The sequence below is a fragment of the Actinocorallia libanotica genome, from assembly GCF_039525175.1.
GTDB classification, from domain to species: Bacteria; Actinomycetota; Actinomycetes; order Streptosporangiales; family Streptosporangiaceae; genus Actinocorallia; species Actinocorallia libanotica.
In genome coordinates this window covers 53,539-69,605 of record NZ_BAAAHH010000005.1, presented here as the reverse complement: position 1 = coordinate 69,605, position 16,067 = coordinate 53,539, and the positions used below count along the sequence as shown (strand labels likewise).

Here is a 16,067-nt window from a genome sequence, read left to right as displayed (position 1 = left end):
ATATTCCACACTTACCTTCTTGCTACACCCATCTTGACCAGAACCGTTTACACGCGGTTACACACCAATGGGGTGCCACACGGTTTTCGTCTCCAGGAGTGCGGTCATCCGTTCCGTTCCCGGGTCGGCCGACCAGTCGGTGGAGACGGGGCGCAGTACGCGCTTCAGATTTCCCGCGGCCTCGGTCTCACAGGCGTTCGCGAGTTCTTCGGAGGCGCCGGTGAGGTCGACGGCGTTGACGTCCATATGGGCCGACAGCCAGGGTGCGAGTTCCTCGCGGGGGCCGGTGAGGATGTTGACGACTCCGCCGGGCAGGTCGCTGGTCGCCAGCACCTCGGCGAAGGTGACGGCGACGAGCGGGGAGTCGGCGATGACCACCGCGGTGTTGCCGGTGACGATGGCGGGCGCCAGCACCGACACCAGGCCCAGCAGCGGGGAGTCATTCGGAGCGAGCACCCCGACCACACCGGTCGGTTCGGGCTTGGAGACGTTGAGGAACGGGCCCGCGACGGGATTGACGGAGCCGGCCACCTGCGCGATTTTGTCGGCCCATCCGGCGTACCAGACCCAGCGGTCCACGGCGGCGTCCACTTCGGCTTCGGCGTCCTGGCGGGAAAGGCCGGTGTCGCGCAGTTCCTCGACGAACTGCCTCCGTCTGCCCTCCAGCATTTCCGCGATCCGGTAGAGAATCTGACCCCGGTTGTAAGGAGTCTTCCCGGACCAGCCGCCGAACGCCTTGCGGGCGGCGACCACCGCGTCCCGCACATCCTTGCGGGACGCCCAGGAGGCGTTGGCGAGGAATTCGCCTCTGCTGTCGTTCACGACGTAGGACCTGCCGGACTCCGAACGCGGGAACGCCCCGCCGATGAAAAGCTTGTAGGTCTTGCGCACCCGCAGCCGCGCCGGGGCGGTCGCGGCGCCCTTCTTCTCCTGCGCGGGCTTCCCGGACTTACTGGGCAAGGTAGGCCTCCAGACCCTGACGGCCGCCCTCGCGGCCGAAACCCGACTCCTTGTATCCGCCGAACGGCGAGGCCGGGTCGAACCGGTTGAACGTGTTGGCCCACACCACGCCCGCGCGCAGCTTCTCGGCCATGGAAAGGATGCGGGAGCCCTTCTCGGTCCACACTCCCGCCGAGAGCCCGTAGGGCGTGTTGTTCGCCTTCTCGACGGCCTCGGCGGGGGTGCGGAAGGTGAGCACCGACAGCACGGGGCCGAAGATCTCCTCCCGGGCGACGCGGTGGCTGAGCGCCACGCCGGTGAAGAGGGTCGGCGCGAACCAGAACCCGCGGTCGGGCAGCGCGCACTCCAGGGACCAGCGCTCGGCGCCCTCGGCCTCCCCGGAGGCGGCCAGCTCGGTGATCCGGGCGAGCTGCGCGGCGGAGTTGATCGCCCCGACGTCGGTGTTCTTGTCCAGCGGGTCGCCGACGCGCAGCGTGGCCATCCGCGCCTTCAGCCGGTCCAGCAGCTCCTCGGCCACCGACTCCTGGACCAGCAGCCGCGATCCGGCGCAGCAGACCTGGCCCTGGTTGAAGAAGATGGCGTCGACGATCCCCTCGACCGCCTGGTCCAGCGGTGCGTCGTCGAAGACGATGTTGGCGCCCTTGCCGCCCAGCTCCAGGCCCAGGCGCTTGCCGGTGCCGACCACGGCGCGCGCGATGTCCTTGCCGACCCCGGTGGAGCCGGTGAAGGCGATCTTGTCGACGCCCGGGTGCGCCACCAGCAGCCGCCCGGTCTCCGGGCCGCCGGTGACGATGTTGACGACGCCCGGCGGCAGCTCGGCCTGGCGGCAGATGTCGGCGAAGGCCAGCGCGGTCAGCGGGGTGGTCTCGGCGGGCTTGAGCACCACGGTGTTGCCGCAGGCCAGCGCCGGGGCGATCTTCCAGGCCAGCATGAGCAGCGGGAAGTTCCACGGGATGATCTGCCCGGCGACGCCGATCGGGGTGGTGCCGTACCCGGCGTACTCCAGCTTGTCGGCCCAGCCCGCGTGGTGGAAGAAGTGCGCCGCGGCCTGGGGCAGGTCGAAGTCGCGGGTCTCGCGGATGGGCTTGCCGTTGTCGAGGGACTCCAGGACGGCCAGCTCCCGCGAGCGCTCCTGGATGATCCGGGCGATCCGGTACAGGTACTTGGCGCGCTCCCGGCCCGGCATCGGGCCCCAGACGCGCTCGAACGCGGTGCGGGCGGCGGCGACCGCCAGGTCGACCTCCTCGGCCCCGGCCTCGGCGACCTCGGCGAGCACCTCCTCGGTGGCCGGGTCGAGCGTGGGGAAGGTCCGCTTGGCGGAGACGAACTCCCCGTCGACGAACAAGCCGTAGGAGTCCTCGATCCGTACGACGCTCCGGGACTCGGGCGCAGGCGCGTACTCGAACATCTCGCTCATCTTCGCCTCAGTCCAGTGTGAAGTAGTCGGGGCCGGAGTAGACGCCGGTGGCGAACTTCTCCCGCTGCATGAGCAGGTCGTTGAGCAGGCTGGAGGCGCCGATGCGGAACAGGCGGGGGTCCAGCCAGTCGGGCCCGGCGACCTCGTTCACCAGGACCAGCATCTTGATCGCGTCCTTGGTGTTACGTATGCTTCCGGCGGGCTTCACCCCGACCGTGCGCCCGTGCCGCTCCCGGAAGTCGCGGACGGCCTGGAGCATGAGCAGGACGACCGGCGCGGTGGCCGCGGGCTGGATCTTGCCGGTGGAGGTCTTGATGAAGTCGGCTCCGGCCAGCATCGCCAGCCAGGACGCGCGGCGCACGTTGTCGTAGGTGGCCAGCTCGCCGGTCTCCAGGATCACCTTGAGGTGGGCCCGCCCGCAGGCGTCCTTCACCGCGGCGATCTCGTCGTGCACCTTGGCGTAGTCGCCCGCCAGGAACGCGCCGCGGTCGATGACCATGTCGATCTCCGAGGCCCCGTCGGCGACCGCCTGCCGGGTGTCCTCGAGTTTGACCGTCAGTGGCGCCCGGCCCGCCGGGAAGGCCGTCGCCACCGAGGCGACCCCGACTCCGGAGCCGTCCAGCGCGTCCACGGCGACCTTCACCAGGTCGGGGTAGACGCACACCGCGCCGACCTTCGGCGCGCCGGGCGCGGTGTGCACGGCCTTGGCGCACAGCGCGCGCACCTTGCCGGGGGTGTCGGCGCCCTCCAGCGTGGTCAGGTCGACCATGGAGATCGCCAGGTCGACCGCCCTGGCCTTGCTCTCGTTCTTGACCGACCGGGTGCCCAGCCGTGCCGCACGCGCCTCGACGCCGACCTGGTCGACTCCGGGCAGCCCGTGCAGGATGCCCCGCAGCTCGTTCACAGATGTCACCGACAAAGCATCGGTCATCGCGCCACTCCCCGCCAAACCCGCCCGCGGGTCTGCGGACGTAGCCACAACCGCGCCGGACCCGCCGCGGCGGCCGTTCGGACGTTCCGCCAAAACGGCGCGCGGGCCTGCGGCGACCGCCCGCGCGCCGGTCGATCAAGCGCGGAGTGGGCACATTCACAGGTACAGACGTCGCTTCGACGAGGAGGCGCGGACGTGTTCGAGGAAGCCCAGTACTTCTCGCCCGTCAACGAGGACGAGCACGGCAGGGTGACGGTGCGGCTGGCCCGCGGCCACCCCGGGTTCGCCGACCCCGCCTACCGGGAGCGCCGCGACCTGATCGCGGGGCTGGCCGTCGGCCACCGGCGCGGCGACCCGCTCCCGGAGGTCGCGTACACCGGGGAGGAGCAGGAGGTGTGGCGGCTGGTCTCGGCGGAGCTGGCGTCCCGGCACCGGCGTTACGCGGTGCGGGAGTTCCTGGACGCCAAGGAGCGCCTGGGGCTGCCGGAGGACCGCGTCCCGCAGCTCCAGGAGGTCTCGGACCTGCTGGAGCCCCTCACCGGCTTCCGCTACCTGCCCGCCGCCGGGCTGGTGCCGCTGCGGGAGTTCTACGGCTCCCTGGCCGACGGGCTCTTCCACTCCACCCAGTACCTGCGGCACCACAGCATGCCGCTCTACACGCCCGAGCCCGACGTCGTCCACGAGGTCATCGGCCACGCCAACGCGCTGGCCTCCGACCGGTTCGCCGCCCTGTACCGGGCCGCGGGAGAGGCGGCGCGCCGGGTGGAGGGCAGGGAGGCGCTGGAGTTCGTCTCCCGGGTCTTCTGGTTCACCATGGAGTTCGGGGTGCTCCAGGAGGGCGGGGAGCTGAAGGCCTACGGCGCGGGCATCCTCTCCTCCTACGGCGAGATCGAGGAGTTCCGCGCCATGGACGTCCGGCCGCTGGACGTCCGGGAGATGGGAAGCGCCGACTACGACATCACCAAGTACCAGACGCTTCTGTTCCGCGCCGAGTCCATGGACCACCTCGAAGACGTCGCGGGCGGTTTCTGGGAGGCCTGCGACGACGACTCGATCGCCGCCCTGGCCGTCTGAGGCCGGGAATGCAGACGGGGAACACGCCGGCTGGGACCCGGCATGTTCCCCGTCTGTGGCTACAGGAGCCTCGGTAATGACCTGGCTACCCGGAGGAAGACCGACTTGGCCGCGGTCTTCCCGGAACGCTCGGAGGGCTCCTCGCGTTCCTGCTCCTCCCGGTCGGCCCGCGCCTCCTCGTGGTAGCGCGCGACCCGGTCCTTGATGACCGCCCGGCTGAAATCGTGGTGCAGCATGGTGTCCTCGGCTTTCGTCGACGCCGTTTTCCGACACCTTCAATCTCGCGCTAAGACCCCGCCGGGCACATGAGGCAGATGCCTTATTCCACGGGGAAATCCCAGGGTCCGTCCGGCTAAGAACCGGTACGGACGCCTAAGACGGGCTCAGGCCACGGAGGGGTGGCCGGCCGGGAGGATGCCGAGCCGGTGCGCCGCAGCGGCGGCCTCGGTGCGGGAGGAGACGCCGAGCTTGCCGAGGATGTTGCTGACGTGGACGCTGACGGTCTTCGCCGAGATGAACAGCGCCTCGGCGATCTCCCTGTTCGAGCCGCCCTCGGCGAGCCGGGCCAGCACCTCCAGCTCCCGTGCGGTGAGCCCGTGGGCCGGCGTCGCGCGCCCCCCCGCGCCCAGCCGCCGCCTGAGGTCCTCGATCGCCTCCAGCAGCGTCGCCGCGCCCAGGTCGCGGGCGAGCGCGGCCGCCTCGATCAGCCGCTCCGCGGCACGGGCGCGCTCGCCCGCCGCCGCTGCGTGCTCGGCCGCGCGGTGCAGCGCCTGCGCGCGCGGATAGGGCTGGCCGAGCTCCCCCCAGGCGTCGGCGACCGCGTCCCAGCGGGGGTCCCTCCCCCGGCACCTGGCGGACTCCGCGTGGAAGGTCATCGACCAGGCCCGTTGGACCGGTCCCTGGACGGCCATCCCCGCCGCCCGGGCGGCCAGCGGCTCCAGTTCCAGGACGGTGTCGCACGCCGCCGCGCCGTTGGCCAGGACGGGCCAGGCGTACCGGCTGTCGTCGGGGCGGCCCGTGGCCGTCAGCACCGGTTCCAGCGCGGTCAGCGCCGCCCGGCGGTCGCCTTCGGCGAGACGGAGGCCGACCTCCAGCCGCAGCACCGGATAGTGCTCCTGGAGCCGCCGGTCCACCTCCCAGCGGGTGAACTGGTAGGCCACCTCCAGCCCCCGCTCGGCGAGCGCGTGCTCGCCGCGGGCCAGGCCGATCTCACCGCGCAGCAGCACGAGGTTGGCGCGGTGCGCCCGCGGCGGGTCGGACTCCAGCGCCCGTTCGATCACCTCCACCGCCTCGTCCCAGCGGCCGAGGGAGTGCAGCGACTCGGCGTGGTTGATGCTGAGGAAGGAGCCCTGGATGCAGAAGAGCCCGATGTCCTTGGCGCGTTCGATACCGCGCGCGGCCACCTCGATCGCCTCGGCGTGCCGCCCCGAGCCCTCCAGGAGGTGGGAGCGGTTGATCGCGGCGCGCAGCGTCAGCTGGCCCGCGCCCATCTCCAGGGCGATGCGCTCCGCCCGGTCCAGCAGGTCCCAGCCCTCCCCCGCCTGGTCCGTGGCGTTCTCGTAGTTGGGCTCGGCCATCAGGCAGATCAGGGTGAGCAGCACGTGCGCCTCGGACTTGGGGTCGTCGGCCGCCCGCGCCGCCTCCAGCGCCTCCTCGGCCGCCCGCCTGGCCTCCTCCACCCCGATGCCCAGGAAGAGGTGCTGCGCCAGCGCGGCGAGGACCTGGGCGCGGTCGGGGGACGGCGGTTCGGCGGGCACCAGCCGGACCGCCTCGTGCAGGTCCTCCAGCCAGCCCTTGCGGCCCAGCTGGTGGCGCATCCGGCCGCGGCGCTCCAGCAGCCACGCCTGGCTCAGCACGTCGCCGTCCATCTCCCGCAGCGCCGCCGTGGCCAGCCTGATGCCGCGCTCGCTGTCCCCGGCCCACTCCGCGGCCCAGACCGCCCGCCGCAGCGCCTCCTGCCGCGTGACGCCGATCTTCTGCTCCGCGTCCGGCACGCGCTCCCACAGCTCCAGGACGCGTTCGCGCATCCGCAGCTCCTCGGCGTACGCGGCGGCGCGATCGGCCTCCTGCGCGGCCTTCCAGGCGCTGATCAGCGCCCATTCCAGGTTGTGCGCGGCGTACCAGTGGTGGGCCAGCTCGGCGGCGGCGCGGCCCGGCGGCACCAGGGTGGCGTCCTCCTCCAGGGCCTCGGCGTACCGGGTGTGCAGGCGGGTGTGCTCGCCCGGCAGCAGGTCCTCGTGGATGGCCTCGCGGATCAGCGCGTGCCGGAAGCGGTAGCCCTCGCCCTCGACCACCAGGACGTTGCTCTCCACGGCGGGCCGCAGGCTCCGGGTGAGGGCGCGCTCGTCCAGGCCGCTGACGGCGGCCAGCAGCCGGTGCTCGATCCGGACGCTGCCCGCGCCGGCCACCCGCAGCAGCTCCCCGGTCTCCTCCGGCAGCCGCTCGACGCCGGCCAGCAGCAGGTCCCGCAGCGACTCGGGCAGCTCGCAGGCGATGTCCCCGTCCGTCTCCATCAGCGCCTCGACGAACAGCGGGTTGCCCTCGCTGCGGGTGAAGAACGCCTCGACGCGGCGGCCGCTGGGCTCGGTGCCGTGCAGCCGGGTCATCAGCTCGCCGACCTCCTGGCGGGTCAGCCGGTCCAGCTCGTGCCGGGAGACCCGCTCCAGGCGGTCCAGCTCGGCGAGCAGGGGGCGCAGCGGATGGCCGCGGTGCAGCTCGTCCGAGCGGTAGGTGACGACGACCATCAGCGCGGCCACCGCGCCGAGGTTGCGCACGAGGAAGGCCAGCAGGTCGCGGCTGGAGCGGTCGGCCCAGTGCGCGTCCTCGATCAGCAGCACGACCGGGCCGCGCTGGGCGAGCCGGTCCAGCAGGGTCAGCACCAGCTCGAACAGGCGCGCCTGGTGGTGGCCGGAGCCGTCGCCCTCGGGCTCGCCGAACTCCGGCAGCAGCCGGGCCAGCTCGGAGGTCCGCCCGCCGACCAGCTCGGCGACCCCGTCGGTGCCCAGCTCCCGGACGAGCTGGCGCAGCACCGCGGTGAACGGCGCGAACGGGAAGCCGTCGACGCCCAGCTCCAGGCAGCCGCCCAGGAGCAGCCGCGCGCCCCGCGCGCGGGCCCGTCCGGCGAACTCCTCGGTCAGGCGGGACTTGCCGATCCCGGCCTCGCCGCCCAGCAGCACCGCCCGCGCCGTCCCCGCCAGGACCTCGGTGAACGCGCCGTCCAGCGCGTCGAGTTCGGTCTCCCGCCCGACCAGCACCGGGCACACGCCAGCCCTACCCACGTCCATTCCCCCAGCATGCCAGCGCAATCGGACATTTCTGATGCAAGTTCCCGTTCACAGGCCGAGCCTCCGCGCCAGCGCGGCGGCCTCGCCCCGGGAGGAGACGCCGAGCTTCCCCAGGATGTTGCTCACATGCACACTGACCGTCTTGGCCGAGATGGACAGCAGCTGCGCTATCTCCCGGTTGGCCCTGCCCTCGGCCAGCTCCCGCAGGACCTCCGTCTCCCGGGTGGTCAGGCCGCGCACCGGTGACGCGCCGCCCAGCCGGGATCGCGCCTCCTCGACCTCGGCCAGCAGCGGAACGGCGCCCAGGTCCGCGGCGAGCTTCCGGGCCCGCTCCAGCCGTTCCGCGGCGCCGCTCCGGTCTTCCACGGCCGCGCGCAGCAGGGCGTAGGCCTCCTGGTAGGGCCGGCCGAGCGCACGCCAGGCCTCGGCGGCCTCCGTCCAGGACGGGCCGGAGCCGGTGATGCGGGCGCACTCGGCCTCGAAGGCCAGCCGGTGCGCTTCCATGACCGGCCCGATGACGGACAGCTCCGCGGCCCGCTTCAGGTACGGGTCCAGTTCCTTCTCGTCATGGCAGGCGCGGGCCACCAGCGCCAGCACCGGCCAGGTGTACCGGGCGTCGTCCGCCATCTCCCCGCAGTCCAGCAGCTGCTCCGCCGATCCGCGCGCTCCCTCGTGGTCGCCTTCCGCCAGCCGCAAGGAGACCTCCAGGCGGATCACCGCGAAGAGGTCCTCGGCTCTGCGCACCGGCCCTCTTCTGACCGCCTTGAGGAAGAAGTCGAGGTCGGCCGCCGCCCTGCGCAGGTCGCCCCGCGCGGTGTGGATCTCCCCGGACAGGCCGCGCAGGCTGCCCATGTGGCGGCTCAGCGGAAGCCGTTCGGTCACTTCCTCGATGGTCTGGAGCGCCTCGTCCCAGCGGCCCAGGGAGACCAGCGGCTCCGTCGCGTTGTAGGCCAGGATGGTGCCCATGATGCGGCCGAGCCCGCGGACGACGGCGTCCTCCTGCCCCGAGCGGGCGACCCGGTGGGCCTCCTCGTGCCGGCCCGCGGACTCCAGCACGTGCGAGACGCTCAGCTTGTACCGGAGCACCTCGTTGTAGTCCTCGCAGCGTTCCAGCAGCGGCTCGATCTCCTCGAGCAGGGCCAGCCGCCTCTCGTCCGGCACGTTGTCGCGCAGCGCCAGGGTCATCAGCGCGCTGACGAGCGCGGTCGCGTCGTCCACCTCGCGGGCCGCCCGCACCGCCTCCTGCGCCATGCGCCAGGTCTCGTCCAGGGAATCAGGGAGCTTGAAGGCGTACTTGGCGAGCGTGGCCAGCGCCCTGGCCCGCGTCGCGGACGGCGGCCGGTCGGCCAGCAGTGCCGCGGCCTCCCGCAGGTCCGCAGCACCCTCGGCCCGGTGCAGGTGCAGTTTCATCCGGCCCCGGCAGCTCAGCAGCTCCGTCCGCGCCACCGGTTCGTCCACGCGCTCCAGCGCGGCGCCCGCCAGCTCGACCCCCCGTTCCAGCTCTCCGGCCAGCTCGGCGGCGATCATCGCCCGCTTCAGGACCTCAGTCCGGTCGACCGCCGAGGGCACCCGCTCCGACAGCTCCAGCACCCGTTCCGACAGCGCGAGCGCCTCGGCGTACGCGGCGGACCTCATCGCCTCGCCCGAGGCCAGCCACGCGCTCTCCAGCGCGCGGGGGAGGTCGCGCGCCGCGTACCAGTGGTAGGCGCGCTCGGACGCGGCGCGGCCCGGCGGCACCAGCCACGGCCGCTCCTCCAGCGTCCGGGCGTAGGCCAGGTGCAGCCGCCTCGACTCCCCCGGCAGCAGGTCCTCCCGGACCGCCTCGCGGATCAGGGCGTGCCGGAAGACGTAGCCCTCGCCGTCCACGGCCAGCACGTTCGCCTCGACGGCGGGGCGCAGCGCCTCGTCGAGCCCGGCGCCCTCCAGCCCGGTCACGGCGGCCAGCAGGCCGTCCTCCAGGGTCTGCCCGCCCGCCGCGGCGATCCGCAGCACCTCCTGCGACGCGCCGGGCAGCCGCCGCACTCCGGCCAGCACCAGGTCCCGCAGCGACTCGGGGAGGTCCGCCGACTCCTCGCCCGCCAGCGCCTCGACGAACAGGGGGTTGCCCTCGCTGCGCCGGAAGACCTCCGCCGCGCGCCGTGCGTCCGCGCCCTCGCCGAGCATCCTGCGGGTCTGGGCACGGGTGAGCCTGCCCGGTTCCAGCCGCTCCACCCGGTCGACCCTGTCGAGTTCGGCCAGCAGCGGCCGCAGCGGATGGCCGCGGTGCAGCGCCTCGCTGCGGTAGGTGACCAGCACCAGCACCGCGCCGGCGAGGTTGCGGATGAGGAAGTCCAGCAGGTCGCGGCTGGAGCGGTCGGCCCAGTGCGCGTCCTCGATCACCAGGATCAGCGGGCCCTGCTCGGCCAGCCGCTCCAGCAGGGTCAGCACCAGCTCGAACAACCGCGCCCTGGCCTCGTCGGCGGGCGCCTCGTCGGGGTCGCCGAACTCCGGCAGCAGCCGGGCCAGGCCCCGCGCGCCGGGCAGCAGCTCCTCGATCCCGCCGGTCCCCAGCTCGCGCACCAGCCCGCGCAGCGCGGCGGTGAAGGGGGCGAACGGCAGCAGCTCGGCCGAGAGCTCCACGCAGCCGCCGGTCAGCACCCGGGCGCCGGCGCGGCCCGCGGCGAACTCCGCGGTGAACTCGCGGACCAGCCGTGACTTGCCGATGCCCGCCTCGCCGCCCACCAGCACGACGCCGGGCAGGCGGCGGCACGCCTCGCGCAGGCGCGCCAGTTCCCCGGTCCGGCCGATCAGCGGGGAAGAAGGGGGCATATGACCAGGATGACAGGATATTCAGCCACAACCCAGCAATTATCGCCCTCAGCGATCATGATCGCCATCCGGACCCGATGGCGGGAGGACCCTCTCCGTCCCCCCGCCACCGAGCCGTCGGACCACACGGGAATTGTGGCTGGCCGTCGGAGACGCCTGTTCGGGGCACGCCCGCAACGTCCGGGCGGAGAGGCGACAGAACGCTCCCGCGGCCACCCTCATTGTCGGCCGAACCCGCCTCCGGCATGGGAAGACTTCCCGATAGGGCGGCCGCGGTTTTCAGTACCTGAAACTTTTCGTGGTGCTCTATCCGGGTACCCGGGCGACGGCGAAGACCGTCTGGCCGAACGGGGGGCGGAAGAGGCGCTCCAGGAAGCGGGTGGTCGGGATGACCGTGCGGTCGTAGATCTTCACCAGCCGGGGGTCGGGGTAGCCCACGCCGCCCCGGCGCACCGCCGCCCACCAGGCGATGCCGCCCAGGAAGTTGATCGGCTTGAGCACCTCGGCCTCCAGGCCCGCCGCGGCGATGGTGGCGCCCAGCGTCTTGGGCGTGTAGCGGGTGACGTGCCCGACCTTGCGGTCGAAGTCCCCGTACAGCTGCATGTAGCCCGGCACCCAGATGACGATGCGCCCGCCGGGCTCGACCACCGCGGCCAGGTCGCGCAGCGCCTGGGCGTCCTCGGCGATGTGCTCCAGGACGTTCATCATCACCACGGTGTCGACCTTCTGGCGGATCTCCACCTTGGCCGGCAGCGCCAGCGACAGCACCTCGACGTCCGGGTCCTCGGCGTAGCGCTTCCCCAGCTGCTCGACGCAGTACGGGTCGTTGTCGCTGACGGCCAGGTAGTCCAGGCGGCCGGCGAACTGCTCGGAGAAGTGGCCGAGCCCGGAGCCGATCTCCAGCAGGGAGCGCCCCACGTGCGGAGCGACCATGTCGTACTCGTACTTGCGGTAGTTGCGCGCCTCGTCGCCACCGAGGTGGTTCTCCAGGGCGCCCTCGCCGGCCGCGGGCTGGACCGGCTGGAAGTTCTCAGACATGGGTTCCACTCGTGCTCGGTTCCGGGATCACGGGGAGTTTACCGGCTGGTACCGCGCACCGTCGGGTGTCCGGTATTTCAACTCAGCGCGGCGAGCCGGGACAGGCGCGCGGCGGTCTCGTGCAGCCTGCGCCCCGCGCCCTGGACGCGGGCCAGCCGGTCGGCCCGGCAGGAGACGGCCAGCGCGCCGGTCAGGCCGCCGGAGGCGTCCGCCACCGGGACCGCGACGCAGACGGTGCCCAGCGCGTACTCCTCGTGGTCGTAGGACAGGCCGTCGCGCCCGACCAGCCCCCGGGACAGCGCCCTGCGGTCGGTGATGGTGTGCGGGGTGAGGTCGAGCAGCCGGCGGCGGGTGAGGTAGTCGCCGCGGGAGGGCTCGTCGAGCTGGCCCAGGAGGCATTTGCCCAGGGCGGTGGCGTGCGCCGCCTCGTCGAAGCCGACGGACAGGTCGACCCGGCGCTCGCGCGGCCCGTCGACCACGTCGACCAGTTCGATCCCGCCCTCGCGGTGCACCGCGAAGTAGACGGCGACGCCCAGCTCGTCCCGCAGCGCGGTCAGGGCCGGGCGCACCCGGGCCAGCGTCATCTGGGCGCGGCCCTGGGCGTACAGGTCCGCCAGGCGCTCCCCCAGCACCCAGCCGCCGTCGGGCAGCTTGGTGACGTAGCCCTCGTGCGCCAGGGTGCGCAGCAGGTGGTACGTGGTCGCCAGGGGAAGCTCCGCCAGCCGGGCGAGCTGCTTGGCCGGCGCGCCCGAGGGGTGCGCCACCACCACCTCCATCAGGTGCAGCGCACGTTGCACCGAGGCGATCAGCGTCGGCCTGCGTGTACCGTCCATCACGGAAAGCGAACACCGCGGGGGAAGTCAGGTCAAGCCGTTTCGTCAAGTTACTCGACGGAAGATTCTCCCGGAATTCCCATCAGGGGAGGAATCGGAAGCCGCTTCTTGGGACGGCCCGCCGGCCGACGCACCGCGGCCTGCTGCGGAGCCGGCGCCCCCTCGGCCTCCGGGGTCTCGTGGAGCGGCTGTTCTGGCTGCTGGACGTCGTCGGTCGTCGGCATGCGCAAGACCCTAGCGACGGGTCTTCCACCTGCGGGTGAAGCCAGGGGCATGCTTCGCCCAGCACCCGGGGAGGCGGAACGGGCCGCGGCGGAGTCCCGCCGCGGCCCGTTCCGGTCGCCGACACCCTCCCCGAAGAGGGGTCCGCCGTACTAGAGGCGCTCGATGATGGTGGCGTTGGCCTGGCCGCCGCCCTCGCACATCGTCTGCAGGCCGTAGCGGCCGCCGGTGCGCTCCAGCTCGTGCAGCAGCTTGGCCATGAGGATGCCGCCGGTCGCGCCCAGCGGGTGGCCCAGGGCGATGGCGCCGCCGTTGGGGTTGACCTTGGCCGGGTCGGCGCCCAGGTCCTTCTGCCAGCCGAGGACGACCGGGGCGAACGCCTCGTTGATCTCGGTGACGTCGATGTCGTCCATCTTCAGGCCGGACTTCTTCAGGGCCTTCTCGGTGGCCGGGATCGGGCCGGTCAGCATGTAGACCGGGTCGGAGCCGGCCAGCGCCAGGGTGTGGATGCGGGCGCGCGGGGTCAGGTTGTGCGTGCGCACGGCCTCCTCGGAGGCGATGAGCAGCGCGGACGAGCCGACCGCGATCTGGGAGGAGACGGCGGCGGTGATCCGGCCGCCCTCGCGCAGCGGCTTGAGGCCCGCCATCTTCTCCAGGGTGGTGTCGGGACGGGCGCACTCGTCGCGCTCGGCGCCGTTCAGCGGGGCGATCTCGCGGTCGAAGTAGCCGGCCTCGATGGCCTTGCCCGCGCGCACGTTGGACTCCAGGGCGAACCGCTCCAGGTCCTCGCGGCTCAGGTCCCACTTCTCGGCCATGAGCTCGGCGCCGCGGAACTGGGAGATCTCCTGGTCGCCGTAGCGCTCGGCCCAGCCGGCGCCGTAGGGGAAGCCGGCCTTGAGGCCGTCGGGCCCGAACGGCACGTTGGAGCCCATCGGCACGGCGGCCATGTTCTCGATGCCGCCCACGACGACGAGGTCCTGGGTGCCCGACAGGACGCCCTGCGCGGCGAAGTGGATCGCCTGCTGCGAGGAGCCGCACTGGCGGTCGATGGTGACGCCGGGGACGCTCTCGGGCAGGCCCGCGGACAGCCACGCGGTGCGGGCGATGTCCAGGGCCTGCATGCCGGCCTGGGACACACAGCCCATGATCACGTCCTCGACGGCGGCCGGGTCGATCCCGGTGCGCTCGACGAGGGCCTTCAGGACGTGCGCGCCGAGGTCGGCGGAGTGGACTCCGGCCAGCGCGCCCTTCTTGGTGCCGACGGGGGTACGGACCGCGCCGACGATGTACGCCTCGGCCACAACGCCTCCAAAGAATCTAGGGGTGGGTTCCGTCCCATTAAACCGAATGGGGTTCGGTCAGTATGAGCTTACCCGTCAGTATGCGACAACCCAAGAGTGACCGTGAACACTCACCCGGCGAAGACCCGGGAATCGGCGTCCGCGCCCAGCGACTCGCGGCACAGCCGCTCCAGCAGTTCGGCCAGTTCCGGATGCAGCTCCGGCTGCCAGTCCGCCACCAGATGGTCCATCGCCATGCGGCGGACCAGGAAGATCCGCTCGGCCAGATCGCGCCCCGCCGGGGTGATCGCCAGCCGCTCGCCCCGCGCCCGCCGTTCGACCAGGCCCCGGGAGACCAGCGCGTCGATGTAGGGGCGGCCGTGCTCCCGCGTGGTGCGGGCGCGCGCGGCCAGCTCGGCGGCGCCGATCGAGCCCTCCGGGCCCTCCGACGCGAGGCGGCACAGCGCCCAGACGCTCCCCGCCTCCAGATCGGCTCCCGCGTGGAGCGCCAGGCGGCTGTAGAGGGCGCGGGCGTCGCGGTCGTGGTAGAGCAGCCGCGCCAGCGCCAGCTCCAGCTCCGCCTTGGACGTGCGCGCCGTCGGCGCCCCCATCGACTCGCCCATCCCCGCGTCCCTGGTCGCCGTGCGCAGCGGCACCTCGCGCAGGAACCAGCTGGCGGCGAACGCGACGGCCGCCACCGGCGTCGCGTAGACGAAGACGGTCTGGATCGCGTCGGCGTAGGAGCCGAGCACCGCCTCCGCCGACTCCGGCGGCAACCGCTTGATGAGCGCCGAGTTCTCCTGCAGGCCCGCCGGATCCGTCCCCGCGGGCAGCCTCCCCTGCCGCAGGAGCTCCGCCATGCCCGCCGCCAGCCGGTTGCTGAAGATCGCGCCGAAGGCCGCGACGCCGAACGAGCCGCCGATGGAGCGGAAGAAGGTGTTGCCCGACGTCGCCGCGCCCAGGTCCCGGTAGGGGCTGGTGTTCTGCACCGCGATGATCAGGACCTGCATGACGCAGCCCAGGCCCGCGCCCAGCAGCAGCAGGTACGCGCTGCGCTCCAGGACGCCGGTGCCCACGTCGAGCCGGGAGCACAGGGCCAGCGCCAGCGTGGTGATCCCGGTGCCCAGCACGGGCCAGACCTTGTATCTGCCGGTCCGGGTGATCAGGTGGCCGGAGAGGATGGACATCGTCAGCGTCCCCGCCGTCATCGGCAGCAGGCTCAGCCCCGACAGCGTCGGGGAGACCCCCTCCACCACCTGGAAGTAGACGGCCAGGTAGGTGAGCGCGCCGAACATGGCGAACCCGATGACGAACGCGATCAGGCCGCAGATCGTGAAGACGGAGTTGCCGAACAGGTGCAGCGGCAGCACCGGCTCGGCTGCCCGCCGCTCGGCCAGCCACCAGCCGAACAGCAGCAGCACGGCGCCGGCGAACAGGCCGAGCACCACCGGCGAGTCCCAGGAGTACTCGGTGCCGCCCCAGGTGGTGCCCAGCACCAGGCACACCGCCGCCCCGCCCAGGGCGAACGTGCCGGCGTAGTCGATCCGGTGCCGGGTCTGCTCCCCCTTGCCCTGGAGCACCGCCACGATCACCGCCAGCGCCACCGCGCCGATCGGCAGGTTGACGTAGAAGACCCAGCGCCAGCTCAGCGTGTCGACGAAGAAGCCGCCCAGCAGCGGGCCCGTCACGCTCGCCACCCCGAAGACGCCGCCGAAGTAGCCCTGGTAGCGGCCCCGCTCGCGCGGCGAGACCACGTCGGCGACGATCCCCATCCCCAGCGCCATCAGCCCGCCGCCGCCCAGCCCCTGCAGCGCGCGGAAGCCGATCAGCGAGAACATGTTCCACGACAGCCCGCACAGCACCGAGCCGAGCAGGAAGACCACGATCGCGGTGACGTACAGCGGCTTGCGGCCGTACTGGTCGCCGAGCTTGCCCCACAGCGGGGTCGAGGCCGTGCTCGCCAGCATGTAGGCGGTGACCACCCACGACAGGTGGTTCAGGCCGCCGAACTCGCTCACGATGGTCGGCAGCGCCGTCGAGACGATCGTCTGGTCCAGGGCGCCCAGCAGCATCCCCAGCAGCAGCGCCGTCAGGATCAGGCCGATCCCCCGGCCCCGCGCACCGGCCTCCCGACCCATCCGCACCCTCCCCGGCCCTCCCGGGACGCGTACCCGGGGCCCGTGGCCGCGGAATCCAAACACCGCGCCAAGAACGGTTTAG

General features: G+C 72.6%; 11 protein-coding genes. 1 reads left to right on the top strand and 10 read right to left on the bottom strand.

Features of this window, described 5'->3' with window-relative positions; all coding sequences use genetic code 11:
• Positions 1 to 57: 57 nt before the first annotated feature.
• Genes ABD140_RS08745 through deoC form a run of 3 tightly spaced genes read right to left on the bottom strand, consistent with a single transcriptional unit; the run spans position 58 to position 3,308 of the window.
• Positions 58 to 960: an aldehyde dehydrogenase family protein gene (locus ABD140_RS08745; RefSeq protein WP_344238677.1), complete on the bottom strand. Its 903-nt coding sequence runs from the start codon at positions 958 to 960 to the stop codon at positions 58 to 60.
• Positions 950 to 2,377, bottom strand: coding sequence for an aldehyde dehydrogenase family protein (locus ABD140_RS08740; protein WP_344238675.1), 1,428 nt, complete (start codon positions 2,375 to 2,377; stop codon positions 950 to 952). Before ABD140_RS08740 ends, ABD140_RS08745 begins: the two co-directional genes overlap by 11 nt.
• Before the next feature lie 7 nt (positions 2,378 to 2,384).
• Positions 2,385 to 3,308: a deoxyribose-phosphate aldolase gene (deoC, locus tag ABD140_RS08735; protein WP_344238673.1), complete on the bottom strand. Its 924-nt coding sequence runs from the start codon at positions 3,306 to 3,308 to the stop codon at positions 2,385 to 2,387.
• A gap of 195 nt (positions 3,309 to 3,503) precedes the next feature.
• On the opposite strand from deoC, the gene ABD140_RS08730 reads away from it, so the two are divergent.
• Positions 3,504 to 4,382, top strand: coding sequence for a phenylalanine 4-monooxygenase (locus ABD140_RS08730; RefSeq protein WP_344238671.1), 879 nt, complete (start codon positions 3,504 to 3,506; stop codon positions 4,380 to 4,382).
• A gap of 59 nt (positions 4,383 to 4,441) precedes the next feature.
• Here the strand turns inward: ABD140_RS08730 and ABD140_RS08725 are convergent, their stop codons facing one another.
• The 7 genes from ABD140_RS08725 to ABD140_RS08695 form a co-directional block, all read right to left on the bottom strand.
• Positions 4,442 to 4,618 (bottom strand): hypothetical protein, encoded by a 177-nt coding sequence (locus ABD140_RS08725; protein ID WP_344238669.1) that lies wholly within the window; start codon positions 4,616 to 4,618, stop codon positions 4,442 to 4,444.
• A gap of 147 nt (positions 4,619 to 4,765) precedes the next feature.
• Positions 4,766 to 7,666, bottom strand: coding sequence for a helix-turn-helix transcriptional regulator (locus ABD140_RS08720; protein WP_344238667.1), 2,901 nt, complete (start codon positions 7,664 to 7,666; stop codon positions 4,766 to 4,768).
• Positions 7,667 to 7,714: 48 nt separating this feature from the next.
• Complete coding sequence (locus ABD140_RS08715; RefSeq protein ID WP_344238665.1) at positions 7,715 to 10,474, bottom strand: helix-turn-helix transcriptional regulator; 2,760 nt, start codon at positions 10,472 to 10,474, stop codon at positions 7,715 to 7,717.
• A 306-nt stretch (positions 10,475 to 10,780) separates the two neighbouring features.
• Positions 10,781 to 11,512: a class I SAM-dependent methyltransferase gene (locus ABD140_RS08710; protein WP_344238663.1), complete on the bottom strand. Its 732-nt coding sequence runs from the start codon at positions 11,510 to 11,512 to the stop codon at positions 10,781 to 10,783.
• A 77-nt stretch (positions 11,513 to 11,589) separates the two neighbouring features.
• Positions 11,590 to 12,345, bottom strand: a complete 756-nt coding sequence (locus ABD140_RS08705) for an IclR family transcriptional regulator (RefSeq protein WP_344238661.1) — start codon at positions 12,343 to 12,345, stop codon at positions 11,590 to 11,592.
• Positions 12,346 to 12,719: 374 nt separating this feature from the next.
• A complete protein-coding gene (locus tag ABD140_RS08700) occupies positions 12,720 to 13,868 on the bottom strand; it encodes an acetyl-CoA C-acetyltransferase (protein ID WP_344238659.1) in 1,149 nt (382 codons plus the stop codon).
• A 110-nt stretch (positions 13,869 to 13,978) separates the two neighbouring features.
• A complete protein-coding gene (locus ABD140_RS08695; RefSeq protein ID WP_344238657.1) occupies positions 13,979 to 15,985 on the bottom strand; it encodes an MFS transporter in 2,007 nt (668 codons plus the stop codon).
• Positions 15,986 to 16,067 lie beyond the last annotated feature (82 nt).

Coding starts and splice junctions, on each gene's coding strand:
- ABD140_RS08740 (WP_344238675.1), bottom strand. CDS start 2,377: ATGAGCGAGATGTTCGAGTACGCGCCTGCGCCCGAGTCCCGGAGCGTC.
- deoC (WP_344238673.1), bottom strand. CDS start 3,308: ATGACCGATGCTTTGTCGGTGACATCTGTGAACGAGCTGCGGGGCATC.
- ABD140_RS08725 (WP_344238669.1), bottom strand. CDS start 4,618: ATGCTGCACCACGATTTCAGCCGGGCGGTCATCAAGGACCGGGTCGCG.
- ABD140_RS08720 (WP_344238667.1), bottom strand. CDS start 7,666: ATGGACGTGGGTAGGGCTGGCGTGTGCCCGGTGCTGGTCGGGCGGGAG.
- ABD140_RS08715 (WP_344238665.1), bottom strand. CDS start 10,474: ATGCCCCCTTCTTCCCCGCTGATCGGCCGGACCGGGGAACTGGCGCGC.
- ABD140_RS08710 (WP_344238663.1), bottom strand. CDS start 11,512: ATGTCTGAGAACTTCCAGCCGGTCCAGCCCGCGGCCGGCGAGGGCGCC.
- ABD140_RS08705 (WP_344238661.1), bottom strand. CDS start 12,345: ATGGACGGTACACGCAGGCCGACGCTGATCGCCTCGGTGCAACGTGCG.
- ABD140_RS08695 (WP_344238657.1), bottom strand. CDS start 15,985: ATGGGTCGGGAGGCCGGTGCGCGGGGCCGGGGGATCGGCCTGATCCTG.